Below are 23,547 nucleotides of genomic sequence, written 5' to 3' on the forward strand. Positions count from 1 at the left end.
GCGTCTTGCGGCGGATCGATCATTCAATGCCGATACCTGGTTGGCTCGATTGAATACCTTCAAGAACTAAAAAAAGCCAATTAGCATTCCACCGATTACCTGTACACGCGACGCAACGATGCGCCGCCCTCACGCATGACTGCATTCGCCAACATTGGGTCTCATTCGGACACGCGGTGTCGAAAGTTTTAATTGTTCTATAGGATCGACTCTGATGACGAAAGCGCTTCAGTGTGAAGTTCCAGACAGTTAAACGATAAAGATGTGATGCGGGCGGCAGATCGGGAAGCAGGGACGAGTGGCGGGCGGCGCTTGAATCTTTTTGCGGAAGCGCTTCGTTGCAATCGTGCAATCGTGCGTGAAGCAAGTCTGCGGTGGTGAGCAGGTGTTGTGGGCCGATGGGCACCGCCGCGCTCAACGCAAGGCAATTGCGAATCGAAAAGGGCGGCGTGCCGATACGAAGACCGCCTTGCCGCTGCTCGCCGTCATTAGATGCGCCGGGACGCTCATGGCGATCTTCCACCTTGCCAGCAGAGTCTGCCCGACACCGCTCATGCGGATTCCGTTGGTGCTTCATGCGGGCACCGCATCTTCCCAGCCCGTACAGCATTTGTCTATTTGCAGAGCAACAGTCGCGCGAGGCTGGGTTGCACGCTTTCGCGCGTGCTGACGAAATTCTCTGATTCGTCGAGAGAAGCTGATTGTGTGGAGAAGTCCAGGGAGTCGATCGGTCCTGTCATGTGATCCCTGTTTGGTTAAACCATCCGTCAACGGCTTCATCACAAAAGGGACTGTGGACATTGCGCGCATATCGACCTCAATTCGCGCCGCAAGCGCTGGCACTCGGCGCGGCACTGGCATTTTCGGCGTCGGCGCATGCTGTCGACCCGGCACTGAACTCGCTCGGCCAGGCAGGCGGCCTGGTGATTCCGTATGCGTTCCCATTGCCGGAAGGGGTCGGCGAAGGACAATTCAACAACTACATCGACCCCCGGTACGGTGCGCGGGCGACGGGTTCCCAGATCTACTGGGGTGCGGTCGGGCTCTTTCCGTATGTCGAGGTGGCCGGTGGGCTGGCGAACTATCCGGCGGAGGTGTCGTCGCGATTCGCGGGACAGGACCATATCGTCCTTCGTCATTTGATGGCCGATGTCAAATTGACCGTGCCGAAGTTCTTCAAATATCAACCGGCCATTGCGTTCGGCATGACCGACGTCGGCGGTCAAACCCATTTCTTTCGCTCGAAGTATGGCGCGGTATCACAACCGTTCGGGCCGCTCAACCTGACAGTCGGCTATGGACAAGGCGACCGGCTCGATGGCCCGTTTGGCGGCGCCCAGTTGTCGCTTTGGCACACGGGGCTCTCGCTGCTGGCGGAACACGACTCGAAGACGCCCTACGTAGGCATGCGCTATCAGTCGCCTCGCATCAGTTGGCTGGCGGATGCCAACGTGATTGCCACGATAATGCGCGCGGTCAGATCGACAGACGGCGTGTCGCCGCGCACGTCGATCTCGGTCGGGATTCAGATACCGTTCGGCAAGCGGTTTGGTTCAGAGCGCTGCGCAGACGGTTTGTGCGACGGAACCAGCGCTCCAGTTCAACAGGCGCAAACGGACCCAGGCGCGAGCGAAGCGATCGCGTCGCATGACGTGCAGCCGCATCACGAGCCAGAGACGGCGGACCAGGCGCATCCGCTTGCGGGAGAGGCGGTTCCATTTGCGCCGCCGTCGCGATCCTACGCGTCTGTCGTCATGGCGAATGCAGCGGCTGCGGTGTCCGCTAAGGACGCGCCGGCTATCTCCGAGCCGCTGGACGCTTCCGCGCTCGATTCGATTGCCGCGCAGCTCTTTGCCGCAGGCCTCGAACGCGTGCGCGTGGGGATCAGCGGCCGGGATCTCATCGTCGAATACGAGAACCACCGGTACAACCAGAACGAGGCTGACGCGCTTGGCATCGTGCTGGGCGTGGCGAGCATCAATGCACCGCATGGCATCGAGCGGATACGCGCGGTCGTCAAGAAGGCCAATGAGCCGCTCGCCGATATCGCCGTCGATCGTGAAGCGTACCAGCAGTTCCTCACCGGTGGATCGCCCACAACGGCGAGCGCATCGATGACGATGCGAACGCGACCGACTTATGACGCGGACTCGATTGCATGGCACGGCGACGATCGGCGTCACGGCCTCACGCGCATTCAGATCTCGCCCGTGACGAGTTATCTCTATGGCACCGAGTACGGCAACTTCGATATTTCGTTCGGGGCGAATATTCAAGGATTCGTGCCGCTCTGGCGGGGCGCTGAACTGTACGCAAGCTACATCGCACCGTTGTACAACACGAAGAACATGGACAACGGCCGGGTGTTCAGCCAATACCGTCTGCGCGGCGGGCTGGCCACCGCGGCGTTGGCACAGAGTTTCTGGATCATGCCGGGGGTGCTGAACGTGGCCGCCGTAGGCCGGTTCAACTACCGCTACGTTGGCATCGAGAACGAAACGACTGCATTCGTTCCCGGCCGCCCGGACCTCGTTCGACTACGTCTCGCGTATCTACGCCAGCAACCGGGTGAAGATTCGCTGCCGCACCAGGAAAACGCAATGCTCACCTACCGATGGGTTCAGCCATCGTGGAACCTATGGATCGAGGCCGGGGTGGCGCGCTATGTGGGGGGCGACAAGGGTCCCCTGATCACGCTGACCCGCTGGTTCGACGATGTCTCCGTGAGTGTGCATGGCGAACACAGCGGCCGGGCCAGCTTCGTGGGTGCAAGCATCAGCTTCCCGCTCACGCCGCGTCAAGGTATGAAGCCGGGCATTACCCAGGTCGATGGGCCTCAGTCGTTTGCATTGGATTTCCGCACGCGCGTTGGATCGACCAACTACCTCTCGCCTGGTGTAACGCAAAACATCAGTTTTCCCTATAGCACCGGGCAATTGCTGCTGAACCAGGGACGTTTTAGCGCGGCCTATTTTTCGACGCAGATGTATCGCATGCGTGACGCGTACGTCCGTTATGCGCGACCGGACGACAGGCCGTCGAAGCAGGATTGACATGGCGAACCAACCGGTTCTTCCACTGCCACAGAAAGCGCCGCGGGTTGTTTGCGAAGCCAGTTTGCAGGAAGTAGCGACAGTGCAGGCTTATCCGCCTGTGAAATTGTGAGTGACTTTCTCTCGGAGAGAAACCATGAAGCTAGTTAACACCCGCGCGTGGCGCGCGTTGCAGCTTGGATCGATTGTGCTTGCGAGCGGCGTGCTCGTTGCATGTGGAGGCGGCGGCGATTCGCCGACTGCCACGATCAAGGGAACGGCGGCGGTCGGCGATCCGGTGGCCAACGGGGCGATCCGTATAAGCTGCAAGAACGGCTCCAGTAACGTGAATTCCGATTCGAACGGAGCATTTTCGAGTACCTTCCACTTCGACGGTCCATGTCTGCTGACGGTCACAAGTGGCTCGATCTCCCTCAATTCATTTGCCATCGCCGCGGGCACTTATAACATCACGCCGCTTACCCAACTGCTTCTGACCTACCTGGCCGGACAGCTCGGCACGACGCTCAATGGTTTGATTAGCGGCATTACGACCAATTCGACTTACCAGAGCGCACTGACGAATAGCACGGTAATAACGAATGCCGAGAACGCGGTGGCGCAACTGATAAAGAGTCTGTATGGCGTGACGTTGTCCACGAATTCGTTCTTGACTGTGTCGTTCACGCCGGGCCAACCTGGGGCGGACGCGGATCTCGACGCGCTGCTGGCCGCCGGAGCGATTACGAATAATGGTCAGCCTGTCGCATCGCTCGCCACCGCGGCGCTTGCCGCTGGCGCGGCAGCACCCATTTCGGGCGGCGGCGGCTCACCTACGCCGACTGGCGGTACGGGTGGCACGGGCGGAACAGGCGGAACGGGGACGTAGCCAGCTTTCGTCGGCGGAGGCCGGCAGGTTCATTCCGATTGGACTCGTTCAATCAGGAGGGCCTGCGGGTGCCGTTTATTGTGCGTCGAAAGGCAGCACAAAGCCGACGCCGCCTTGTCCTGCCATGTCGAAGTACAGCCTCCCGGGCGGATGCCTATCCACGATCCCGAACGCGCCAGTGGGATTAAAGAAGATCGTATGGGCCACGAGGCGGATGCATATCGATCCGTCCGGATAATGCACGGCTGACTCGTCAGTCAATTCTGGCACGCTCCAGTTGTCGAGACTCGCCCGTGCCATTGCCTTGATGATTTCGTCGCGCGCCTCCTCTGAACTCGATGGCGAAGGATTGATCTGGCCGAGTTCGTGGCGCAAGCGATGAAGCCGCTGCCGCGTCTGCAGTGCGCGCATGAGCTTTGGCCGGTCCATCGAGGACGGCTTGCGGTGCGCGGCTGTCGACTTCAAGTCGTCCAGTCCTTGACCGATCCTTGCCTTGAGATGCGCAGGCGACCGTGTAGCAGTTTCCTCGGGGGTTTCTGCTGTTAGAGAGTCAGTCAGCGCCTGGGTGCCGCTTCCCGCCAATACCTTCGACATGGTGAATTCTTAGCTACCGTTGCATACGCTATGGCGCGGCCATACGCGGCCAAGCGAAGGAGGCGGCGAGGCCGGGCCACTTCCCTGGGCGTTCGGGCGTCGCGAACCGGCCCGAAACGCACATCGTCGAACCGTCTAGTGACGTTCCGTGAAAAACGCGACGCCTTGATTAACCGCGCACGCGTAGTTGATCTCCGGCATCAGCCGGCTATACGACGGCAGCGAAAACAGATCGGTCGAAAAGGCGATGGTCTGGTCGGGCTTCACGCGATAGCGGATGAATTGCCAGATCGGCTGACCGCTGGAATCGACCGTGGCGTGCTCGTCGGCAAAGCTGAGGGTGCCGTCCGGGGTGATTCGGAAGGCATTGATCTTCAGGCCGCCGCGCGTGGTACCGGGAGAAGTCGTGGTGCCTGTAGGGGCGCACTTCGTCAGGTCGACCGTTACCGATACGTCGGCGCCCCGGTTCAGGGCGTTTTCCACATCGTCCAGGCTGGATAGCTGGACGGTCTGCCCGGCATGCGCAGAGAGAGTGGGAGCGATGAGCGACAGCACAACAAGCAGCTTCTTCAAGTTCAAGATAAGGACCTCGCAATCGGAATGGATGAAACGAATTGGCGATGATTCGGCTGTAAACGAACTTCTTTGGCCCGGGAGAGGAAGGTTGAAAGTGGGCGTCGCCGAAGAGTTTACGGTGCGCTTCATCGTCGGGTGTCACGTTAAACAGAACCGGTGTCCTCGCAAACGAAGAAACGGGCCATAAAAGTCAGCGGTTCGTTCCAGCGGCCGGTCGGAATCCGCGAGACCATTTTCTGTTTCGCCACCGGCTCACTCGTTTCGTCCCGTCGAGGCCCTGCATTTCATCCGTGCCGCTACGATGCGCAACTCATCATTAAGAGAGAGTGCGTCATGGGTAGCCGATTCCACAGTAACTTGCCGTCGATACGAGTACTTTTATCGGGGCTCGTTATTTCCGTGGCGGCACTGTCCGCGCATGCCGCCGAGATCAAAAAGGTCGACGTGCTGCTGGTCGGCGGCGGCATCATGAGTTCGACGCTCGGCATCTGGCTTCATGAACTCGAACCCGAATGGTCGATGATGATGGTCGAGCGACTCGACGGCGTGGCGCAGGAAAGCTCTAACGGTTGGAACAATGCGGGCACTGGACATTCGGCGCTCGCCGAGCTCAACTACACGCCGGAGAAACCGGACGGCGATATCGACATTTCGAAAGCCGTCGAAATCAACGAGGCGTTTCAGGTATCACGGCAGTTCTGGTCATGGCAAGTCACGAACGGCGTACTCCGAAACCCCCATTCATTCATCAATTCGACGCCGCATATGAGCTTTGTGTGGGGCGACGACAATGTGCGTTACCTCAGGAAGCGCTACGACGCGCTGCAGGCAAGTCCGCTATTTCGCGGGATGAAGTATTCCGAAGACGTCGAGCAGATCAAGCAGTGGGTGCCGCTGATGATGGAAGGCCGCGATCCGCAGCAGAAGGTCGCGGCGACCTGGTCCCCGGTGGGTACAGACGTGAACTTCGGCGAGATCACGCGTCAGTTCGTCAGCTACCTGCAAAGCCAGCCTAATTTCAGTCTGTCGCTGTCCAGCGAGGTTCGAAGCATCACGCGCAACGGTGACGGCAGTTGGCGGGTGTCGTATGTGACAACCCATTCCGATGGCCCGCAACACGACGTCGACGCGAAATTTGTGTTCATCGGCGCAGGCGGCGGTGCGCTGAAACTGCTACAGGCATCCGGCATTCCCGAGGCCAGGGACTATGCCGGGTTCCCCGTCGGCGGCTCGTTCCTCGTGACGGAAAATCCCGAGGTCGTGAATCGGCACCTGGCGAAGGCCTACGGCAAGGCGTCCGTGGGTTCGCCGCCGATGTCGGTTCCTCACCTCGACACACGAATCATCGACGGCAAGAAAATCATTCTGTTCGGCCCCTTCGCGACCTTCTCGACGAAGTTCCTGAAGAATGGCTCATACCTCGATCTTCTGAAAAGCACTAACACGAACAACGTCATGCCGATGGCGCACGTAGGCATCGATGAATTTCCACTCGTCGAATACCTGGCGGGCCAGCTCATGCTCTCGGACGAAGACCGCTTCAATGCGTTGAAGGCGTACTTTCCTCTGGCGAAGAAGGAAGACTGGCGCCTATGGCAAGCAGGACAGCGCGTGCAGATCATCAAGCGCGATAGCGCGAAAGGCGGTGTGCTGAAACTCGGTACGGAGATCGTCAGTTCGAAAGACGGCAGCATTGCCGGCCTGCTCGGTGCGTCGCCTGGCGCATCGACTGCGGCGCCGATCATGCTCGGCGTGCTGGAGCAGGTGTTCAAGGACAAGGTCTCCACGCCGTCATGGCAGGCCAGGATTCGTCAGATCGTCCCGAGCTACGGCACGAAACTCAATGACAGTCCGGCGAAGGTCCATGAGGAATGGACGTACACCAGCGCCGTGTTGCAGCTCGCGCCACCGCCTGCGATCGGCGTCGCGGCGAAGCCCGCATTAAAGCCCGCATTAAAGCCCGCTTCGAAGCCCGATTCAACACCCGCCTTAAAGCCCGATCCCGCGGCATCGCACGCCGCCAAGGCCGCAACTGACGTGGCGCTATAAACCACAGCAAGCGTTCATAAAAGGTAAATGATGAAATCATGGTCGATGGCGGCTGTCGCCGTCCTTATCTCCATCGCAGGTGCGTCCGGCGCGGCGCGGGCAGAACCCTCCGCACTGTCGGGCTCGTGGCATCTGATTTCCTACGAGGTCGAATCGAAGCACACCGGCGGCAAGATCCCGGCGATGGGCGAGCATCCGAGCGGTCGAGTGATTTTCGCGGCCGACCATCGTGTCGCGTTCGTATTGACCGGCGACGGTCGCAAGGCCGGCAAGAGCGACGCGGAGAAGGCGGCCCTCCTGAACAGCCTCGTGGCCTACACCGGCGTCGAGCGTACCGAGAACAATCAGTGGTGCACCAACGTCGAGGCGGCCTGGAACCCCGAGTGGGTCGGCACGACGCAGTGTCGTGAATTCCATCTCGCCGGCGACCGCCTGGAAGTGCTGACGCCGTGGCGGCAGATGCCGAACTGGCCCGGCACGACACGGTCGATTATTACTTTCGAGCGCGACATATCGATCACGCCATGATCGACTGCATAGAGCAGCGCAGCGGTTATCAAATGCAGTAGTCAAATCCGGACTGCGCCGTCTCCGCCTTCGCCGCACGACGCATTCCGATGAGCAACGCGAGTCAACGGCCCCTCACTTTATTTGCGTCCTTGTTCGATCGTTTGATTATCGGATGGTCGAGCGCGGACCGCTATTCATTAGCCGCCCCCGTGACCGCGCTTGACAGGTCTTTCTGACAGGCGCAGCGTTAATGCTGCATTGCAATAACCAAAATTCAAGTCGAAGCCGGCACATCGGAACGGGTCAATGGCAGGGGGCGCTCACGGGTCGAAGACCTAATTTTTCAAAGTCTCCTGCGAGGCGAATCATGTTCAAAACCGCGGTGCTTTCTAGCATCTTCGTTGTATTGGCGGCTCCGACGCTGAGCTATTCACAGGCAGTAGTCACCGAGTCGCGCGTCATTGCCGTCACGGCCAGTGACTCGCGGCCGGTGGGCGTCGACGACGACATGCCTGGTCGGCCGACCATCTCATCTCCGGCCGCGCGAGCGGTACATATCGACTACGAAAGCGCATGCGATGGCCGTATGCACCGAGTGCAAGTCGACATGCGCGGTTCCATAGACGGCGGCGCAAGATGCGGGGCCTTTCCAGGCTGAAGCCATTTTTGCAGGGCGGTCGAACCACTGCCCTGCAATTCCGCATTCATCGTGGTGCGTGAAGTCCCTTAGCATCTTCGCGGAGCGAAACCCACCTCACGTCTAATGTTTACGTAATAATTGCTGCGCACCATTTCGACTCACTAACCGTCAAAGATGCGCAGGTCATGGCTTTCAGCGAACCAAGGTCTCCATTTTTCAAGTGGGTCGTTTCTTCCGCCCAGCATCTGAGCGCGGACAACCGGCAAATATTGCTGGCCAATCTATTCACGCGAACCGCGTCCATCGTCTTCGCGTCGATTTGCGAAATCAGCGTCTGCGTTACCGCTTACTACCTTTATCCCACTGCGCTTTATGCGGCGTGGGGCAGCGCCGTTGTCGCGTTGCTGACAGCGCGTCTGCTATTGATCTGGCTATGCTGCCGGCGCAGCGCCGAAGGGCGGCCCACGCCCACGTCCGCGTTTCTGTTCGCGAGCCTGCTGTGGAGCGCGCTATTCGGCTACGGTGCTTTTTTGTGCAATACCAGCGGAGACCAGACGCTCTTTCTACTCGGCAACGTTTGCGCGGTGGGCGTGATCGGCGGGCTAGCCGGACGCAATGCCGGCATACCGCGGCTCGTGTTGCTGCAGATCAGCTTCATTCTCGGGCTATTAGGTTTAGGCGCGGCGCTTTCGCCCGGCTCCGGCAAACTGGTGCTGTTATTTCAGGCGCCCTTTTGCGCCGCCGGTTTTTTTGCGGTCGCACTGCGCAGCAATCGCGACACGGTCGCGTTGCTCCTCGCGCGCGAAAACAGTCATCGCCTTGCCCGCCAGGACAGCCTGACCGGCCTGCCCAATCGCGCACGCATCAACGAACTGCTGCTGGAGCGCACGGAAGCGGACCCGTTGCGCCAGAATCAATCGTTTGCCGTTCTGCTGATCGATCTCGACGGTTTCAAGGCCATCAATGACAGTCTCGGCCACGCCGCGGGCGATCGGATTCTGCAGGAAGTCGCGATTCGATTGCGCGACGTCCTGCCGGAAGGCGATGTGGTCGGACGCCTGGCGGGCGATGAATTCGTGGCGATTTGCGGCACGACTGGCGAGGCCCGCGACATACGTCTGCTGGGCGATCGCGTCGTGAAAGAACTGGCGCGTCCATTCACGTTGAGCGACGCGCTGGTGCATATCGGCGCGAGCGTGGGCGTCTCGCGCTATCCCGAACATGCACGAACAGGCCCGCAACTGCTGATTTGCGCCGATCGCGCGTTGTACGCGGTCAAGCGTAGCGGCAAGAGCGCGTTCACCCTCTTCGACGCCGAGAAGCACGTATCCGACGAAAGCCTGAGCCTTTTGCGAAGCGATCTGGAGGGCGCGCTGAGGTCGTTGACCGGTTTGCGCATGGAGTATCAGCCGATCGTCGATCTCGGCAACGGTGCGATTTCCGGCCGCGAGGCGCTGATGCGGTGGACGCACCCGACTCGCGGCGAACTCGCACCGTCGGCGTTCATTCCCACCGCCGAACGTACCGGGCTCATCCTCGCATTGGGCGAATGGGCGCTGTTGCAGTCATGCAAGGAAGCGGCGACATGGCGCGACCGCGTGCCGGTCGCCGTCAACGTATCGCCGGTGCAATTGCGCGAGGAAACGTTCGCGTCGAGCGTGGCTGCGATTCTTCGCAAGACGAGGCTCTCGCCCACGCGCCTGAATATCGAGGTCACGGAAACCGTGCTGTTGAGCGACGATACCGTCACACGCCGCAACGTCGCGAGGCTGCGCGCGTTGGGCATCGGACTCGCGCTCGACGATTTCGGCACCGGTTTTTCGACCATGTCGACGCTGGTGCGTTTCTCGTTCGACAAGCTGAAGATCGACAGCTCGTTCGTCAAGGAGTCCGCGCATCGACGCGAATCCGCCGCAGTGGTGCGCGGGATCGTGGCCCTCGCGCGAGAAATCGGCATGCCCACCACGGCCGAAGGCATCGAGACACAGGAGCAACTGGATTTCGTGCGCGCGTGCGGATGCACGCATGCTCAGGGTTTTCTTCTCGGCAAGCCGGTACGCAGCAGCGAGATTGCGCAGATCGAGGAAAAAATCGCCGCCCATTCCGCCAATAAGGCTTGAGCGGCGGCGAACCTACAGGCTGCTTTTCTTCACGGCACGCGGCGCGCGTGCGGCACGCGGCTTCGTTTTGGTTTCGGCAGCCGCGGGCCATTGGCTATCGTCGAGCAGGCGATCGAACAGACGGCCGCGCTCTTTCTCCGAAAGCGGGCTAAGCCCCAACAGCGTCGTAAACACAAGACCGCGGGCCGCCGACCAGCGCAGCAGCGCCAGATCGGGATCGGCCGCCTCGGCCTTGATCCGCTTGACCTTCTGTGCGCTCATTTCCTTCGTGACGGACAACAGCGTGGGGTCCTCGACCAGCGCGGCGAGAACGGCAAACCCGCCGGCCTGGGGATTCTCGGCGGCTTCGCGCATGGTCGCGATCTCGGCGGCGAGATTGGCCTCGGGCGTCGTGTCGCCGGCTTGCGCGAGGTAGCGCTGCGAGAAGTTTTCGAAATGCGCGATGTCGTGCTCGAGCAGCGCCTTCAGCACGTCCGTCTTGGTGCGGAACTGATGCATCAACCCGCCCTTGCTAATGCCGCTCTCGCGCGACATCGCGTCGAACGTGAGCTGACCCGGACCGTCGCGAGCGATGATGGTGAGCGCCGCCTGAAGCGCCGCTCGGCGGGAGCGTTCGGAACGAGTGGGGTTGTCCATGAAGTGTGTGGTGCGTGGTGCGGATGTGCGCGGTTGATGTTGTAGTGATCGACGGTCTTCTGCCGGGCCGCGATGTCGGTTACTCTTTATTTTACAGTCCATGAGCGTGCCGACTGCAGGTCGCTCGATTCCGACACGGAGGTAGGCATGGAGCCCGCATGGCAATTCCAGTTGAGGATCACCGTCTCGCCCGAACTGGCGGACGCCTTGCGCCGCGAGCCTGCGAACCCGCCGCACGCGGCGCTTCGCGGGATTCTACGCAGGCATGACGCGACGTTGAAATGCCAGTTCGACGCGTTCGCCGACTACGTGAGCGAAGCCGAAAGACTGGGCACCGAAAACTTTCCGCTGCATCAATGGACGCGGGCGACCATCGAGAATCCGGAGAAAAAGGCGAAGTACTTGCAGTCCTTTACCGTCTACGTGAATGGCGAGGAAGTCTACGACAAGGAAGTCGCGGACGTCATCGAAGCCGAATTGCTCGCGTTGACGGGCGAGGGCGCGATTCGAAGTGTATCGAGGTTCGATTCCAATCCGGCGAATAATCCGCAGCCGCCCCAACGTTAAGGTCCGCGCCAGGGTCCGCTTACATCGACCTTTCAGCGCCCTTGTACAACTCGCCCGCCGCTCGCTTCAACCCGCGCACGACCTGCGCCGCCGCCGGCGACAACAGCTTGCCGGTGCGCGTGATGATGCCGAAGTCGTCCATTCGCAGCGGCATGCGCAGCGGCAGGATCGACAGCATGCCGTGCCCGGCATAGTAGTGAGCGACTTCGGCGGCCAGCACCGCGACCATGTCGCTTTGTTCCAGCAGACTCGTCACGACCAGCAGCGCCGCGCTCTCGACCACATCGGATGGGGGCGCCAGGCTTTCCCGCTGAAACATCAACTCGAAGCGATGCCGCAGCACGCTCTGCGCGGGCGGCACGACCCACGACGCGCCGGCCACGTCGGACAAGGCCAGCGACGCCGCGCCGAGCAAAGGATGCCCCGGCCGCACCACCGCGCAAACCTGTTCGTCGGCGAGCGGTTCGTAGCGCAAGTGCAGCTTGTCGTGCTCGGCGGAAAGCCGGCCGATCACCAGATCGAGCTTGTCTTGCGCGAGGCTTTCGAGCAGCACGTTGCTGTTCTCCATCTCGACGCTCACGCTCAGGCCCGGATGCTCCAGCTTGATTTGCGCGATCGCCGCCGGCAGCAGGCTGACGGCCGGCGACGTAATCGTGCCGACCGCGACGCGCCCGAGTTGGCCCGACTTCAACGCGAGCACTTCTTCGCGCGCCTGATCGAGACTGCCGACCACCGCGCGCGCGTGGCGGATCATCACGTCGCCGTAAAGCGTGGGCCGCATGCCGCGCGGCATGCGCTCGAAGAGCGGCGCGTCGACCATCTCTTCGAGTTCGCGCAGCAGCTTCGACGCGGCCGGCTGCGTCATATTGAGCGTGGCCGCCGCGCGGTGAATGTTGCCTTCCTCGTCGAGCGCGACGAGCAGCAGGAGTTGCCGCGTCTTCAGGCGGGTTCGCACATACCAGGGATTCGATTCGAGCATAGGGTTTACATCAATCCATAAAACGATATCGGTTCGGCTCAAAGTTTCATTAGAAGGATATCAGGCCGATCCGTACACTCGTCATTCCAGAAGCGCCCCATCCACGAATAAGGGGCGGCAGTCGAGCAGGCACCAGCATTCAGGAAGCGAGCATGTCGGATAACACGGATAAGAAACACAAACTGCGCTCCGCGCAATGGTTCGGCACGGCCGACAAGAACGGCTTCATGTACCGAAGCTGGATGAAGAATCAGGGCATTCCCGATCACGCGTTCGATGGCCGTCCGGTGATCGGCATCTGCAATACCTGGTCCGAACTCACGCCGTGCAATGCGCACTTTCGCAAGCTCGCCGAGCACGTGAAGCGCGGCATTTACGAAGCGGGCGGTTTTCCCGTCGAATTCCCGGTGTTCTCGAACGGCGAATCGAACCTGCGGCCCACCGCGATGCTCACGCGCAATCTCGCGGCCATGGACGTGGAGGAAGCGATTCGCGGCAACCCCATTGACGCGGTGGTGCTGCTCACCGGCTGCGACAAGACCACGCCCGCCTTGCTGATGGGCGCGGCAAGCTGCGACGTGCCGGCCATCGTCGTGACGGGCGGGCCGATGCTGAACGGCAAGCTCGACGGCAAGAACATCGGCTCGGGCACGGCCGTCTGGCAACTGCACGAATCGCTGAAGGCGGGCGAGATCAATCTGCACCAGTTCCTCTCGGCGGAAGCGGGCATGTCGCGCTCCGCGGGCACCTGCAACACGATGGGCACGGCCTCGACCATGGCCTGCATGGCCGAGGCGCTCGGCACCTCGCTGCCGCACAACGCCGCGATTCCCGCCGTCGATTCGCGCCGCTACGTGCTCGCGCATATGTCGGGGATTCGCATTGTCGAGATGGCGCATGAAGGTTTGACGCTGTCGAAAATCTTGACGCGTGAAGCGTTCATGAACGCGATTCGCGTGAACGCCGCGATTGGCGGCTCGACCAATGCCGTGATCCATCTGAAGGCGATTGCCGGCCGCATGGGCGTGCAACTCGATCTGGACGACTGGGTGCGCGTGGGCCGCAATACGCCGACCATCGTCGACCTGATGCCCTCGGGCCGCTTCCTGATGGAAGAGTTCTATTACGCGGGCGGCTTGCCGGCCGTGCTGCGCCGCCTCGGCGAAGCGGACCTGCTGCCGCATCCGGGCGCGTTGACGGTGAACGGCAAGGCGCTGTGGGACAACGTGAAAGACGCGCCGATCACGGATAGCGAGGTCATTCGCACGCTCGACAATCCGCTGCTCGCGGACGGCGGCATTCGCGTGCTGCGCGGCAATCTCGCGCCGCGCGGCGCGGTGCTCAAGCCCTCGGCCGCGACGCCCGCGCTGTTGAAGCATCGCGGGCGCGCCGTGGTGTTCGAGGACTTCGATCACTACAAGGCGCGCATCGTGGACGAGACGCTCGACGTCGACGCGGACTCCGTTCTCGTGATGAAGAACTGCGGGCCGAAAGGCTATCCGGGCATGGCGGAAGTCGGCAACATGGGCCTGCCGCCGAAGCTGCTGCGCCAGGGCGTGAAGGACATGGTGCGCATCTCCGACGCGCGCATGAGCGGCACCGCCTACGGCACGGTCGTGCTGCACGTCACGCCGGAAGCGGCGGCGGGCGGCCCGCTCGCCGCGGTGCAGGACGGCGACTGGATCGAGCTCGATTGCGACGCCGGTTCGTTGCACCTCGACATCAGCGACGCCGAACTCGCGCGCCGTCTCGAACGTCACACGCCGCCGCCGGCGCCCGCTGAAGGCGGCTACCAGCGTCTTTATATCGACCACGTATTGCAGGCGGACGAAGGCTGCGACCTCGACTTCCTGGTCGGCTGCCGGGGCGCCGCCGTGCCGCGCCATTCGCATTGAGAAGAGCGCGGCGAGCCCGACGCGCGCGCTGCTGATTCGCGACTAGACGCGACAACGGATAACGGGCCGCGTGGGGTCGCGTGGGGCCGCATGGAAGCCGCGCAAGCGCATTGAAAAAACAGACGCCACGGGCGGCGGTGTTCGACGCTGCCGCCTTGCACGGCGCAATCCGCCCAACCGGAGACATGCTCATGACAACACAAACCGCCCATGCGCAGCACGCGGCGCCCGCTCCCATCGCGGGTGCGCCGTCGAGCGATGCGACGCGCGACGAACAGCGCATCATCGGCCTGCTGACGCGGCGGCTCATTCCGTTCCTCGCGTTGATCTACGTGGTCGCCTATATCGACCGCTCGGTCGTCGGCTTCGCGAAGCTGCACATGAACGCCGCGGTCGGCCTGAGCGACGCGGCTTATGGCCTGGGCGCGGGGCTCTTCTTCATCGGCTATTTCCTGTGCGAAGTGCCGAGCAACCTTGCGCTCGAACGGTACGGCGCGCGCGTGTGGTTCGCCCGCATCCTGGTCACGTGGGGCGTCATCACGATGGCGATGGCGTTCGTGCGCGGCCCGGCGAGTTTCTACACGCTGCGTTTTCTGCTCGGCGCCGCCGAAGCGGGGCTGTACCCCGGCATTCTTTATTTCCTCACGAAGTGGTTTCCGATGCGCCATCGCGCGCGCATCATCGGCTTGCTGGTGCTCGCGCAGCCGATCGCCGGCATCATCGTCGGGCCGATTGCGGGCCTGGTTCTGTCGACGCATGGCGCGCTCGGCATGTCGAACTGGCAGACGCTGTTCGTGTTGAGCGGCTTGCCCGCCGTGCTGCTGTGCGTGCCCACGCTGCGTCTGTTGCCCGAGTCGCCGGCCAATGCGCGCTGGCTCGAACCGGCGGATCGCGCATGGATCGAACGCGAACTCGCGGTGGACACGGCGTCGTATGCGTTGAAGCCGCATGGCAATCCGCTTGCCGCGCTGAAGGACAAGCGCGTGTTGCTGCTCGCGCTGCTGTTCCTGCCGTTTCCGCTGAGCATCTATGGGCTCTCGCTGTGGCTGCCGACGATCATCAAGGCGTTCGGCGTCAGCGACTCGACCACGGGTTTGCTGTCCGCCGTGCCGTATCTGTTCGCGGTTGCCGGTTTGTTTCTGGTGCCGCGTCATTCGGACCGCAAGGGCGAGCGTTACTGGCACATCGTCGTCGTCTCGACGCTGGCCGCGATCACGATGGCCGCGAGCGCATGGACGCATGTGGCCGCGCTGCAATTCCTGTTCATCTGCTTGACGGCGTTCTCGCTGTATTCGATTCAGGCGGTGGTGTGGGCGCTGCCCGGCCAGTTCCTGACGGGCGCAAGCGCGGCGGTCGGCATCGCGACGATCAATTCGCTCGCGAACCTGGGCGGCTACGTCGGGCCGTATGGCATCGGCCTCATCAAGGACGCGACGGGCAATCTCGCCGCCGGTCTGTACTTCCTGGCGGCGACGCTGCTGTTCGCCGCCGCGATGACCTTCGTCGTGCGCCGCGCGTTGCCGGCGCCGAAGGGATCGATATAACTTTTTGCGCTGTGCGGCCCATGTTCGCGGCGTCTCCGCTCGCCGCAACGCTCTGGTGTTTGCATCGCTCGCCTCGCCTTGCTTGAGAGGTTGGGCCGTTTCATCCGCTTGTCATGGCTTCGCGACTAGGATCAACGGTCACATCCGTCGCGCACGAGTAGAGCGATGCACTCGCGGTCCATTTTGCACGGTGCAGCCGACGTACGCGTCGACCTCCTTCCACCACCGTACAAAACACCAGACATGTCGAACAGAAAAACCGATAAGGCTTCGGCGGCCGATCAGGGCGCCAGCATCGTTTCGCGACGCGGGTTCTTGAAGCTGGCCGGCGCATCCAGTCTCGCCACCGCCGCGGGCACGCTTTCCTCGACGGCGCGGGCCGCAGGCGGCACACCCGACGGCACACCCGAGCAGGTCCATCTCACCTGGGGCAACGATCCGACGCGCGAGGTCACCGTGTCGTGGGCGTCGCCGGCGCAGGCGGTGAATCCGCATGTGCGCATCGGCGCGGTGGGCGAGGCGAAACGCACGGTGCATGGCGTTCAAAGCACGTATACCGATGGCCTCAACGGCGAGGTCGTGTTCACGTATCACGCGCGTCTGCACGATCTGAAGCCCGATACGAGCTACGAGTACGAGGTGACGGCCGAGAATGCCGGCAACACGGCGCAGCCTTTCACCGCGAGTTTCCGCACCGCGCCGCGCGGCCGCGCGCCGTTCCGCTGGACGAGCTACGGCGATCTCGCGACGCCCAACACCGGCTGGGTGCTGTCGTCGCCGCAAAGCCGTTTCGCGGTGCAGGCCGTCGAGCGTTTTCAGCCGCTGTTCCACCTGCTCAACGGCGACCTGTGCTACGCCAATCTGAACCCGGCGCATCAGCCCGAGGTGTGGCGCGACTTCGGCAACAACTGCCAGACGTCCGCGTCGAACCGCCCGTGGATGCCGTGCCCCGGCAATCACGAAATCGAATTCCACAACGGCGAACAAGGGCTCGCGTCGTATCTCGCGCGCTACACGCTGCCCGACAATCACACGCGTTTTCAGGGGCGCTGGTACAGCTTCCGCGTGAGTTCGGTGCTGTTCATTTCGCTCGACGCCGACGATGTCGTCTATCAGGACGCGGCGGCTTTCGTGGCCGGCCCGAGTCCGCTGGTGCCGGCTGCGAGCACGGGCAATCCGCCGATTCAACCGGGCACGTCGCTGTACGTGCGCGGCTATAGCGACGGCGAGCAAACGCGCTGGCTCGAAAGGACACTGCGCCGCGCGGCCGAAGACGAGGAGGTGGACTGGATCGTCGTGCAGATGCACCAGGACGCGCTGAGTTCATCGAAAACCGGCAACGGTTCGGACAAGGGCATCCGCGAAGCCTGGCTGCCGCTGTTCGACCGCTACGGCGTCGATCTCGTGTTGTGCGGCCACGATCACGACTACGAGCGCAGCTATCCCGTGCGCGGTTGCCATCACAACAAGGGCACCGATATCGCCACGGGAAGGCCGGTCGATACGTTGCAGCCGAAGCCGGTGATGTCGGCGGTGTCGCCGGGGGCGTCCACATTCGATACGAGCCACGGCACGATCCACCTGATTCTCGGCGGTGGCGGAACCAGCGCGCCGCTCGACGTGTACGGCGTGAATATCGGCACGGGGATGCCGCAAGCGCGGATTTTCACGCGGCCCAACCGCCCGGCTCCCGGCACGACGGCGGGCACCTTCGTGCGTGCCAGTGCGGACGCGGTGGAAGACGCGATCTGGTCGGCGCAACGCGATACCGGAACCGGCTACGGCATTGCGGTGTTCGATCATGATCCGGGGCAGCCTGGCGGTGAGACGACGATCACGATGAACTACTACCACGCGCCCGGCGCGGATCAGACGCCGACGCAGAGCTATGAACTGTTCGAAACGATCGAGTTGAAGAAGAAGCGGCGGCGCTGAAGTCTGGTCGAAGCGCTGCGGGCCGCTGCCGCTGCGTCAAGGCGGCGGCCCGCCGATGCCCCGAACCGGGCGCCAGGCAGGGCGCGAGCCGACCTGGTCGCCCGATCATTTTTGTTACACCTCTTACGGACCCAGACGCGGCAAGTTACAGAGGGCTTTCGAATGGCCGGTTATACTCGGCGCCATCCTAAAAAACGAAAGACCTAACTATGTCGAACAAACTCATCCAGATGGTTGCGATTGCAGCGCTCACCGCTGCGGCATCGATGTCGGCCGTGGCCGGCGATTTGAACAATGCGCTTGGCGGCGCGGTCGGCGGTGTCGCTGGCGCCGCACTGGGCGGCGCGGTGGGCGGCAGCACGGGCGCTGTCATCGGCGGTGCGGTGGGCGGCGGCGCCGGTGGCGCGGTCACCTCGAATCGCCGCGAACGCACGGGCGCCATCATCGGCGGCGCACTGGGCGGCGGCGCGGGCACGGCGGCAGGCAATGCGATGGGCGGCCGCACGGGTGGCCTGGTCGGCGCAGCCGTGGGCGGCGGCGCGGGCTCGGCGCTCGGCGGCAACATCTCGCGCTCGAACTCGTACGCGGACGACTATTCGCGCGGCAGCCGTTCGGGCAAGCGCCGTCACAAGCATCGCCACTACGATTAAGCAGCACGTGAAGGCGGCGCGGTTGGCTCGAGGGCAAACCTCGGGCTCGCTGCAAATGTTCAGCAAGTTGGGGCGAACGCGCTGCCGTTACCGAATTCCGCATTCGCAGCGGACTGTTTTCGTTTGAAAAGAATTCAGCGGGACGATGCGTTGGTTGCGATGAACTATCTCCCGATAGTTGACGCGTCGCGGCCATCCCACGGCGGCGTCGGCGCTTCGAACGGTAGTCAGGCCGGTTTCTCTGTTCCGGCGAAGCGTCTCTCAAGCAGAGAAAAAATCTGCATCCCAACCAGCATGGCGGCGACGAACAGCACCGCCTTGGGCTCGCCGCTGCCCGCGCTCACAAGCGCGGGGCCAGGGCAGAAACCCGCCAGCCCCCAACCCGCGCCGAACAGTGCGCTGCCCGCAAGCAGGCGACGGTCGATACGCGTTGCCTTCGGCAACGACATCGGCGCACCCAACACACTGCGCTTGAGCCGGCGCGCAATCGCGAAACCCACCACGCCGATAGTGATCGCACCGCCCATGACGAACGCCAAGGACGCGTCCCAGTTGCCGGCGAGGTCGAGAAAGCCCAGCACCTTCGCGGGATTCGCCATGCCCGAAACGATCAGACCGACGCCGAATATCAGCCCGGCGAGCAGCGCGTTGAGAATCAGCATGTCAAAGCCCCAGCAGATGACGGGTGACGAAAACGGTGAGGAAGCCCGCGGCCATGAACGTCGCGGTGGCGGCAAGCGATCGCACCGATCCGCGTGAGAGGCCGCATACGCCATGACCGCTGGTGCAACCGGACGCATAGCGCGTGCCGATGCCGACGAGCAGGCCGGCCACGATCAGCACAGGCGGCGATGCCGCGATGGTGACCGCCGGTAGCGACGCGAAAAACTTGAATGCCCAAGGTGCGGCGAATAGTCCGAGCACGAATGCGGCGCGCCACAAGCGATCACGAGACGTCGTGTCGAGCAGACCGCCCAGAATCCCGCTGATACCTGCAACGCGGCCGTTGCCGAGTACGAGCAGCGCCGCCGAGAAACCGATCAGCAAGCCGCCGACGAGGGAAGGAAATGGCGTGAAGTGGGCGAGGTCGATGTTCATTTCTGGCGTCGTTTGAATTGGCCGCTGGAGAGGCTGGAAAGCAATCTAGTGTATTCCAATGTGCCGGTGCGAACGGGCGATATCGGTCATAGTCAATGTGGCGTCGGCTGCGCGCGTGCGCTCCTATAATCGGTGTCTTCGAAGGGACCGCCTGCCGCCGGTCTCGATCATCCCTCAAGGAGACGTGGAAGATGCCACGAGCCTATTGCGCCGGCCCGCTCTTCAATGCCGCCGAGCGCGCGGAAATGGATTCGATCGCCCGCACGCTGGAAGCCGCGGGTTATGCGACCTTCCTTCCGCATCGCGACGGCCTGGAGTTCGCGAGACTGAAGCCGGAACTGGAGAAACTCGGCGCGTCGGCTGACGAAGCCGCGCGCATTCTCGACCGTGCGATTTTCAGTCTCGACACGTATCAGTTGCTCAGGCGCTGCGATGTGGTCGTCGCCAATCTGAACGGACGCGTGGCCGACGAGGGCACGGTGGTCGAGGCGTCGCTCGCCTGGCATGCGGGCAAGCCGCTCGTGCTCTTCAAGGCCGACGCGCGGTCGATGCTCGGTGGTTCCGACAATCCCATGCTGACCGGCTTGGGCGAGTTCGACGTGATCGATCGACTGTCGGCGTTGCCGCAAGCCGTTGATGAAGCCATTGCGCGGGATCGCGCGCGCAGAGTCGAGGAAACGTTGAGGAGAGGCGCCGAAATTGCATCGCTTCGCGAGGGCGGCGATGACATGACCGCGCTCGCGAAGACCTTGTACGGCGCTTTCAGGAACGCGATGCCGACGTGAAGGCGATCACGGCGTCCTTGAACCGGGCGCTGCCGTAGACCTCTTCGATCAGATCTTCGTCATCGAGCCGCTGTTCAACGACGATGCGGCGCACGCTTTCCTTCACGGCCTTTTGCGTGACCGGCGAAAGCGCGATGAGCCGCTGCGCGAGCGCATGAGCGGCGTCTTGCAATGCGTCTTGCGGGCACACGTCATAGACGAAGCCGCATGCCGACGCCTCTTGCGCCGTGAGGTAATCGGCGAGCAACAACATCTTCTTGACGCGCGGCACGCCGAGCGCCGCCTGCAACCGCGCGATGTTGCGCGACGACAGCGTGTTGGAGAGCGTCTTTGCGATCGGCGCGCCGAAGCGCGAAGCGTCGGTGCAAAGGCGGAAATCGCACGCGGTCGCGAGTGCGAGGCCGCCGCCGACGGCCCATCCGTCGATCACGGCGATCGTCGGAATCGCAATGCGTTCGACCGTATCGATCACGCGTTCGACGAACGCCTCGTAGGCGACGCCATCGCGTCCGTCGCGGAAGTTTTTGAAGTACGCGATATCGGTGCCGGAAATAAAAGACTTGCCGCCCGCGCCGCGAAACAGAAGGCAGCGCACGTCGCGGGTTTGTTCGCACTCGCCGATCGACGCGAGTAGCGACTCGTACATGTCGAGCGTCATCGCGTTATGCCGCTCGGGGCGGTCGATTAGGATCTCCGCCGCGCCTGACGGATGCACTGTGAGTTTGATTAGATCGCTCATGACGCCGTCCCGTTGATTTCGGCAAAGATCTCGTCGTTGTGCTCGCCCAATAGCGGCGGATGACGACGCACTTGCGGCGGCGTGCCGAGCAGTTTGACGGCAAAGCCGATGTTCTTCACCTTGCCTTCGTTGGGATGGTCGATCTCCATGCACATGCCGCGGTGCCTGGCGTGCTCGCTTTCGAACGCCTCGGGATAGGACAGAATCGGGCCAGCCGGAATGCCGGTGGCCAGCATCGCATCGATCCAGTCGGCGCTGTCGCGCCTGGCGAATTCGTGCTCCAGTACTTCGATCATTGCTTCGCGATTCTTCAGGCGCAACGACACGGTTGCATAGTCCGCGTGATGGATGAGGTCCGGGCGCTCCAGCAGTTCACACAGCTTCGTCCAAAGCTTCTGATTCGTCGCGCCCATCACGAAGTAGCCGTCGCGCGCCTTGACCGCCTGATAGGGCGCGCTCATCTTGTTGCTGGTGCCGAGCGGCGTCGGCGGCACGCCGGTGCCCCAGTAATCCGACATGTCCCAGATCGAGAAGGCCATGACCGAATCGAACAGCGACGCGTCGATGTGCTGACCCTCGCCCGTTTTCTGCGCGCCGATATACGCCGACAACAGACCGTACACCGCGAACAGCGCGCAGCCGATGTCCGCGACGGGCACGCCGGCCTTGACGGGTTTGCCGCCCTTGTAGCCGGTCACGCTCATGACGCCGGACATGGCTTGCGCCATGAGGTCGAAGCCTGGGCGCGAGGCCCACGGCCCGCTTTGTCCGAAGCCGGAAATGCTGACGTAGACGATCTTCGGGTTGATTGCCCTGATCGTTTCGTAATCGATACGCAGGCGCTGCACCACGCCGGGCCGATAGTTTTCGATGATTACGTCAGCGGTCCTGGCGAGCTTGTAGAAGAGTTCGCGACCTTCTTCGCTCTTGAGGTCCAGCGTCACCGAGCGCTTGTTGCGGTTCAGGTTCAGGAAGCCCAGGCTGTCGGGCCCCTTCATCTTGAAGCCCATTGCGCCGCGCGTCTGATCGCCTTCGGGCGGCTCCACCTTGATGACGTCCGCGCCCAGGTCCGCCAGCAGCATGCAGGCGAACGGGCCCGCCATGACCTGGCTCACGTCCAGCACGCGGATGTCTTGCAGCGGCAGATGCTTCGATTCGCTCATTGCGGGGTTCCTCTGTAGGGCAGTGAGTTTCGTGAACCGGTCGATCACGCTTTGGACGCGGTCGCCGGCTCTTTGCCTCACTGTCCGCTACTGACAGGGTCGCCGCAAGAATGGCTGGGTCATGTCTGGTTTCGTGGCTCGCGAAACCGGAGAGGGTTTGTCGACTACGCGGGTTTGCCGAGCAATTCGGCGACGACGTTGCGCAGCGTCTGTTCCTGCGCGTGCCCCTCGACGAAGGAGAGAACGTAGCCGCGCTGGTGCCAGTCGCCCTGGAGTTCCGCCGCTGCAAGCGCTTTCTCGGGATGGAAACTGCTTAAGACGTCGGGCGGCATCAAGCCGACGCCGAGGCCATGACGCACCATCGCGAGCATGGTGTCGAAGCCGCTGACGGTGAAATTGTCGGGGAACAGCCGCCCGCGGCTGCGATACGCGCGTTGCACCGCGGATAGAACCGCCGAGCCTTTGCCGAGGCTTACGATGGGAAGGTCGAGGATATCGTCGATGCCGACCGGGTCGTCGTGAAACTGGAAATGCGCGCGGCTATAGACCAGCACCAGGCGGTCTTTCTTGTACGGCGATTTGGCGAGATCGAGAAAGCCGCTTTTCTTTTCGTAGATGCCCACGTCGATCACTTTATCGCGCAGCAGTTGCTGCACGATCTTGCTGTTCTCCTCGACGATCTTCAACGTGATGCCGGGATACTTGCGCTGAATGTCGGCAATCTCGCGCGCCAGAAACTGGATGACGACGGCCTTCGGCGCGCCGATGATGATGCGCCCGTCGAGGCCATGATTGAGCGCTTGTGCGTCGCCTTCGAGGCGGTCGATGAGGTTGTCGATTTGCCGGACGTATTGCAGCAGCTTCGCGCCCGATTCTGTGACTTCGACGCCGTGCGGCACGCGCTTGAACAGCTTGGCGCCGAGTTGTTCTTCGAGGTCCGACACGCGGCGGGAGGCGGCCGCTACCGCGAGGCCGAGCTTGTCGGCGGCGCGGGAGATGCTGCCTTCTTCCACGATGGCGAGGATCAGTCGGACGGTGGTGGTGTCGAATTTCAACGGGGGCTCCGGGCGTGGCTTTTCGGGCTTGGGCGTTGGGTGGTTTTGGTGCGGCGCTGGACGCGCCGGGTGTTGTTCCGCGATGCCGCGT

At 62.6% G+C, this 23,547-nt stretch carries 21 protein-coding genes; 11 read left to right on the forward strand and 10 right to left on the reverse strand.

The annotated features are described in order from the left end of the window. Positions 1 to 19 precede the first annotated feature (19 nt). Complete coding sequence (locus ACOCG7_RS01395) at positions 20 to 577, reverse strand: hypothetical protein (protein ID WP_143326534.1); 558 nt, start codon at positions 575 to 577, stop codon at positions 20 to 22. Positions 578 to 800: 223 nt separating this feature from the next. Between ACOCG7_RS01395 and ACOCG7_RS01400 the strand changes: the two genes are divergently transcribed. Both ACOCG7_RS01400 and ACOCG7_RS01405 read left to right on the forward strand, forming a co-directional pair. Beyond that, complete coding sequence (locus ACOCG7_RS01400; RefSeq protein ID WP_227470521.1) at positions 801 to 3,053, forward strand: YjbH domain-containing protein; 2,253 nt, start codon at positions 801 to 803, stop codon at positions 3,051 to 3,053. A 112-nt stretch (positions 3,054 to 3,165) separates the two neighbouring features. Further along, positions 3,166 to 3,921 (forward strand): carboxypeptidase regulatory-like domain-containing protein, encoded by a 756-nt coding sequence (locus tag ACOCG7_RS01405; protein WP_318557855.1) that lies wholly within the window; start codon positions 3,166 to 3,168, stop codon positions 3,919 to 3,921. A gap of 75 nt (positions 3,922 to 3,996) precedes the next feature. Here the strand turns inward: ACOCG7_RS01405 and ACOCG7_RS01410 are convergent, their stop codons facing one another. After that, entirely contained in the window at positions 3,997 to 4,515 is a 519-nt protein-coding gene (locus ACOCG7_RS01410; protein WP_143326535.1) for a hypothetical protein, read from the reverse strand. Between the two features lie 135 nt (positions 4,516 to 4,650). Beyond that, the gene (locus ACOCG7_RS01415) at positions 4,651 to 5,094 is read right to left on the reverse strand and encodes a VirK family protein (RefSeq protein WP_159442554.1); all 444 of its coding nucleotides are present in this window, start codon (positions 5,092 to 5,094) and stop codon (positions 4,651 to 4,653) included. A gap of 330 nt (positions 5,095 to 5,424) precedes the next feature. On the opposite strand from ACOCG7_RS01415, the gene mqo reads away from it, so the two are divergent. From mqo to ACOCG7_RS01430, 3 genes are all read left to right on the forward strand, one after another. Continuing rightward, positions 5,425 to 7,140 (forward strand): malate dehydrogenase (quinone), encoded by a 1,716-nt coding sequence (gene mqo, locus ACOCG7_RS01420; protein WP_421376562.1) that lies wholly within the window; start codon positions 5,425 to 5,427, stop codon positions 7,138 to 7,140. 45 nt (positions 7,141 to 7,185) lie between these two features. After that, complete coding sequence (locus ACOCG7_RS01425; protein WP_083083033.1) at positions 7,186 to 7,668, forward strand: lipocalin-like domain-containing protein; 483 nt, start codon at positions 7,186 to 7,188, stop codon at positions 7,666 to 7,668. Positions 7,669 to 8,475: 807 nt separating this feature from the next. Further along, the gene (locus tag ACOCG7_RS01430; protein ID WP_154872358.1) at positions 8,476 to 10,410 is read left to right on the forward strand and encodes an EAL domain-containing protein; all 1,935 of its coding nucleotides are present in this window, start codon (positions 8,476 to 8,478) and stop codon (positions 10,408 to 10,410) included. Positions 10,411 to 10,422: 12 nt separating this feature from the next. Here the strand turns inward: ACOCG7_RS01430 and ACOCG7_RS01435 are convergent, their stop codons facing one another. Continuing rightward, positions 10,423 to 11,046, reverse strand: a complete 624-nt coding sequence (locus ACOCG7_RS01435) for a TetR/AcrR family transcriptional regulator (protein WP_073428781.1) — start codon at positions 11,044 to 11,046, stop codon at positions 10,423 to 10,425. 147 nt (positions 11,047 to 11,193) lie between these two features. Here ACOCG7_RS01435 and ACOCG7_RS01440 point away from each other — a divergent pair, with 147 nt between their 5' ends. Then, a complete protein-coding gene (locus ACOCG7_RS01440) occupies positions 11,194 to 11,613 on the forward strand; it encodes a hypothetical protein (protein ID WP_083082032.1) in 420 nt (139 codons plus the stop codon). 19 nt (positions 11,614 to 11,632) lie between these two features. Here ACOCG7_RS01440 and ACOCG7_RS01445 read toward each other — a convergent pair whose 3' ends face one another. After that, complete coding sequence (locus ACOCG7_RS01445; protein ID WP_083082034.1) at positions 11,633 to 12,592, reverse strand: LysR family transcriptional regulator; 960 nt, start codon at positions 12,590 to 12,592, stop codon at positions 11,633 to 11,635. A gap of 152 nt (positions 12,593 to 12,744) precedes the next feature. On the opposite strand from ACOCG7_RS01445, the gene ACOCG7_RS01450 reads away from it, so the two are divergent. From ACOCG7_RS01450 to ACOCG7_RS01465, 4 genes are all read left to right on the forward strand, one after another. Next, a complete protein-coding gene (locus ACOCG7_RS01450; protein WP_083082036.1) occupies positions 12,745 to 14,487 on the forward strand; it encodes an IlvD/Edd family dehydratase in 1,743 nt (580 codons plus the stop codon). 191 nt (positions 14,488 to 14,678) lie between these two features. Continuing rightward, on the forward strand, positions 14,679 to 16,031 hold the full coding sequence (locus ACOCG7_RS01455; protein WP_083083035.1) for an MFS transporter: 1,353 nt from the start codon (positions 14,679 to 14,681) through the stop codon (positions 16,029 to 16,031). Between the two features lie 243 nt (positions 16,032 to 16,274). Further along, positions 16,275 to 17,966, forward strand: coding sequence for a purple acid phosphatase family protein (locus ACOCG7_RS01460; RefSeq protein ID WP_083082038.1), 1,692 nt, complete (start codon positions 16,275 to 16,277; stop codon positions 17,964 to 17,966). A gap of 209 nt (positions 17,967 to 18,175) precedes the next feature. Next, a complete protein-coding gene (locus ACOCG7_RS01465; RefSeq protein WP_083082040.1) occupies positions 18,176 to 18,616 on the forward strand; it encodes a hypothetical protein in 441 nt (146 codons plus the stop codon). A 227-nt stretch (positions 18,617 to 18,843) separates the two neighbouring features. Here ACOCG7_RS01465 and ACOCG7_RS01470 read toward each other — a convergent pair whose 3' ends face one another. Next, the gene (locus ACOCG7_RS01470) at positions 18,844 to 19,278 is read right to left on the reverse strand and encodes a YeeE/YedE family protein (RefSeq protein WP_083082042.1); all 435 of its coding nucleotides are present in this window, start codon (positions 19,276 to 19,278) and stop codon (positions 18,844 to 18,846) included. A gap of 1 nt (position 19,279) precedes the next feature. Then, positions 19,280 to 19,714 (reverse strand): YeeE/YedE family protein, encoded by a 435-nt coding sequence (locus ACOCG7_RS01475; protein WP_083082044.1) that lies wholly within the window; start codon positions 19,712 to 19,714, stop codon positions 19,280 to 19,282. A gap of 191 nt (positions 19,715 to 19,905) precedes the next feature. Between ACOCG7_RS01475 and ACOCG7_RS01480 the strand changes: the two genes are divergently transcribed. Then, positions 19,906 to 20,499 (forward strand): nucleoside 2-deoxyribosyltransferase, encoded by a 594-nt coding sequence (locus ACOCG7_RS01480; protein ID WP_421376568.1) that lies wholly within the window; start codon positions 19,906 to 19,908, stop codon positions 20,497 to 20,499. On the opposite strand, the gene ACOCG7_RS01485 is transcribed toward ACOCG7_RS01480, so the two are convergent. The 3 genes from ACOCG7_RS01485 to ACOCG7_RS01495 form a co-directional block, all read right to left on the reverse strand. Beyond that, positions 20,477 to 21,238: an enoyl-CoA hydratase gene (locus ACOCG7_RS01485; RefSeq protein ID WP_421376570.1), complete on the reverse strand. Its 762-nt coding sequence runs from the start codon at positions 21,236 to 21,238 to the stop codon at positions 20,477 to 20,479. The two genes, ACOCG7_RS01480 and ACOCG7_RS01485, sit on opposite strands and share 23 nt — an antisense overlap. Beyond that, positions 21,235 to 22,401 (reverse strand): CaiB/BaiF CoA transferase family protein, encoded by a 1,167-nt coding sequence (locus ACOCG7_RS01490; protein WP_421376572.1) that lies wholly within the window; start codon positions 22,399 to 22,401, stop codon positions 21,235 to 21,237. The genes ACOCG7_RS01485 and ACOCG7_RS01490 overlap by 4 nt, the downstream gene beginning before the upstream one ends. 164 nt (positions 22,402 to 22,565) lie before the next feature. Beyond that, positions 22,566 to 23,456 (reverse strand): LysR family transcriptional regulator, encoded by an 891-nt coding sequence (locus ACOCG7_RS01495; RefSeq protein ID WP_421376574.1) that lies wholly within the window; start codon positions 23,454 to 23,456, stop codon positions 22,566 to 22,568. Positions 23,457 to 23,547: the final 91 nt, after the last annotated feature.

Origin of the sequence: Paraburkholderia sp. DD10 (assembly GCF_049177125.1) — a bacterium.
In the GTDB taxonomy this organism is placed as follows: Bacteria; Pseudomonadota; Gammaproteobacteria; order Burkholderiales; family Burkholderiaceae; genus Paraburkholderia; species Paraburkholderia terricola.

What these genes read in the sequence shown, in the direction of transcription:
- mqo (WP_421376562.1), top strand. Translation starts at nt 5,425, where the DNA reads ATGGGTAGCCGATTCCACAGTAACTTGCCGTCGATACGAGTACTTTTA.
- ACOCG7_RS01490 (WP_421376572.1), bottom strand. Translation starts at nt 22,401, where the DNA reads ATGAGCGAATCGAAGCATCTGCCGCTGCAAGACATCCGCGTGCTGGAC.
- ACOCG7_RS01435 (WP_073428781.1), bottom strand. Translation starts at nt 11,046, where the DNA reads ATGGACAACCCCACTCGTTCCGAACGCTCCCGCCGAGCGGCGCTTCAG.
- ACOCG7_RS01455 (WP_083083035.1), top strand. Translation starts at nt 14,679, where the DNA reads ATGACAACACAAACCGCCCATGCGCAGCACGCGGCGCCCGCTCCCATC.
- ACOCG7_RS01460 (WP_083082038.1), top strand. Translation starts at nt 16,275, where the DNA reads ATGTCGAACAGAAAAACCGATAAGGCTTCGGCGGCCGATCAGGGCGCC.
- ACOCG7_RS01470 (WP_083082042.1), bottom strand. Translation starts at nt 19,278, where the DNA reads ATGCTGATTCTCAACGCGCTGCTCGCCGGGCTGATATTCGGCGTCGGT.
- ACOCG7_RS01450 (WP_083082036.1), top strand. Translation starts at nt 12,745, where the DNA reads ATGTCGGATAACACGGATAAGAAACACAAACTGCGCTCCGCGCAATGG.
- ACOCG7_RS01395 (WP_143326534.1), bottom strand. Translation starts at nt 577, where the DNA reads ATGAAGCACCAACGGAATCCGCATGAGCGGTGTCGGGCAGACTCTGCT.
- ACOCG7_RS01430 (WP_154872358.1), top strand. Translation starts at nt 8,476, where the DNA reads ATGGCTTTCAGCGAACCAAGGTCTCCATTTTTCAAGTGGGTCGTTTCT.
- ACOCG7_RS01425 (WP_083083033.1), top strand. Translation starts at nt 7,186, where the DNA reads ATGGCGGCTGTCGCCGTCCTTATCTCCATCGCAGGTGCGTCCGGCGCG.
- ACOCG7_RS01475 (WP_083082044.1), bottom strand. Translation starts at nt 19,714, where the DNA reads ATGAACATCGACCTCGCCCACTTCACGCCATTTCCTTCCCTCGTCGGC.
- ACOCG7_RS01440 (WP_083082032.1), top strand. Translation starts at nt 11,194, where the DNA reads ATGGAGCCCGCATGGCAATTCCAGTTGAGGATCACCGTCTCGCCCGAA.
- ACOCG7_RS01410 (WP_143326535.1), bottom strand. Translation starts at nt 4,515, where the DNA reads ATGTCGAAGGTATTGGCGGGAAGCGGCACCCAGGCGCTGACTGACTCT.
- ACOCG7_RS01485 (WP_421376570.1), bottom strand. Translation starts at nt 21,238, where the DNA reads ATGAGCGATCTAATCAAACTCACAGTGCATCCGTCAGGCGCGGCGGAG.
- ACOCG7_RS01445 (WP_083082034.1), bottom strand. Translation starts at nt 12,592, where the DNA reads ATGCTCGAATCGAATCCCTGGTATGTGCGAACCCGCCTGAAGACGCGG.
- ACOCG7_RS01480 (WP_421376568.1), top strand. Translation starts at nt 19,906, where the DNA reads ATGCCACGAGCCTATTGCGCCGGCCCGCTCTTCAATGCCGCCGAGCGC.
- ACOCG7_RS01465 (WP_083082040.1), top strand. Translation starts at nt 18,176, where the DNA reads ATGTCGAACAAACTCATCCAGATGGTTGCGATTGCAGCGCTCACCGCT.